Source organism: Microcystis sp. LE19-10.1B (genome assembly GCF_027530565.1).
Taxonomy (GTDB): domain Bacteria; phylum Cyanobacteriota; class Cyanobacteriia; order Cyanobacteriales; family Microcystaceae; genus Microcystis; species Microcystis aeruginosa.
This window is the reverse complement of the sequence record NZ_JAPZQM010000344.1, coordinates 1-1,713: the sequence shown is the minus strand read 5'-3', so window position 1 is coordinate 1,713 and position 1,713 is coordinate 1. Positions and strand designations below refer to the sequence as shown.

The 1,713-nt window shown below is 47.3% G+C and carries 1 protein-coding gene; it reads left to right on the top strand.

Annotation, left to right across the window (positions count from 1 at the left end; all coding sequences use genetic code 11):
- Positions 1–341 precede the first annotated feature (341 nt).
- On the top strand, positions 342–1,481 hold the full coding sequence (locus tag O9332_RS12315; protein ID WP_002762368.1) for a SpoIID/LytB domain-containing protein: 1,140 nt from the start codon (positions 342–344) through the stop codon (positions 1,479–1,481).
- The last annotated feature ends 232 nt before the right edge of the window (positions 1,482–1,713 follow it).

Genomic DNA, 1,713 nt, shown 5'->3' with positions numbered 1-1,713 from the left:
AGTGATTGGGGGGAAAATTTAGGGATTTTTTCCCTGAAAATTAGGTAATTGACCACCTGAAAATGGGTAAAACCCCACACCCCACACCCCACACCCCACACCCTGCCCCCACGAAAAACTTTTTCAGCAGCCCCTAATTAGAATAATCGACTAACCCGAATAAATCCCGATTAATCGGACAAAATAAGGCAATTTGCCGATTCAGGGGTCAGAGGACAGAAAAATTGTCAGACAATCGGGAAAAAGTGACGGAGGAAAAATTTTTCCGAACAGGAGTAGCAAAAAAATCCCAGTCCGGGTAAAATTGATTATCGATCGATTGTGTGAGGAGTCCGATCCCCATGACCAATAAACACACAGCAAGGCTGCTGGGCAGTTACCTGCAGCGCCTGCCTGCCCATAGTTGGCTCGTCCTAGTTTTTTGGGCTTTGATTATCGCTCCAGTCCAAGCTGCTGTGGAGTTACGCATTGCCATCAGTAAAGGTGTTAGCGCCGTCTCCGTGGGCAGTTCCACCGATGCTGTGGTGAAAGATGGGGCTGGCAGAGTCCTAGGAGAATTGACCGCCATGAATGCCCTCAATGCTAATCCCAGAGGAAAAGCGGTGGGTTTGGCCGATTGGCAGGCCAGTCAATTGATCATCGAACCGGAGAATGATGGTTACGTCTGGATTAATGATCGCTGGTATCGAGGACGAACAAGGATCATTCGGCAGGGTTCTGGGGTGACAGCCCTAAATTTAGTCGATTTAGAGGAATATCTCTATAGTGTCGTCGGTGCGGAGGCGATTCCCTCCTGGCCGCAAGAGGCCTTAAAAGCCCAATCTGTGGCGGCGCGCACCTATGCTCTCTACCAAATGAATACTTCTGGTAATCGCATCTACGATCTCGATACTACCACCCGCACCCAAGTTTATAAGGGTCTAGAAAGCGAGTTTACTAGCACCCATGAGGCAGTTAATGCCACCGCCGGACAAATTATGAGTTTCAACGGCAAACCGATTCTAGCGGTGTTTCACTCCTCCTCCGGGGGTCATACGGAAAATGTCGAAGATGTTTGGAATTCCCCCTTACCCTACCTGCGCGGTGTCGTCGATTACGATCAAGTCGCCCCGGTATTTCAATGGTCAAAAAACTTTAGTGCCAGGGAATTAGGCCGTTTAATCGGTGGTGTCGGTCGCGTGCGATCGCTATCTCCCGAAAGGATCACTCCCCACGGACGGGTGATTAGAATGCGTATAGTGGGCGATCAAGGCTCTAAATTAATCTCTGATACCCAATTACGGCGAATACTCGAGCTGCGTAGTACCCTATTCACGATTTCAGCTAATAACGGTACTTTTGCCATCAATGGTCGCGGTTTCGGTCATGGGATCGGTTTAAGTCAATGGGGTGCTTTTTCCCTCGCTGACCAAGGGGTGACTTATGATCGCATTCTCAGCCATTATTATCAAAATGCTCGTTTAACTGAAATGCCCAATTAAAAAGGCTGTCAGCCATTTCCAGTGAACAGTGAACAGTAAAGAGTGAACTGATAACAAGGATTGAATCTAAAACCTAATTGGTTAAGCTAAGTAGGGTCTGCTGAATAAATCTAAAAACCTTGCTGGATAAGACTTTTAGCCTTTTTTGAAATCCAAAAGTACCAGATATGGGAGTGATCAGGGGGAAATTCAGCTACTTTTTCCCTGAAAATTAGGTAATTGACCCCCTCAA

What these genes read in the sequence shown, in the direction of transcription:
- O9332_RS12315 (WP_002762368.1), top strand. Translation starts at nt 342, where the DNA reads ATGACCAATAAACACACAGCAAGGCTGCTGGGCAGTTACCTGCAGCGC.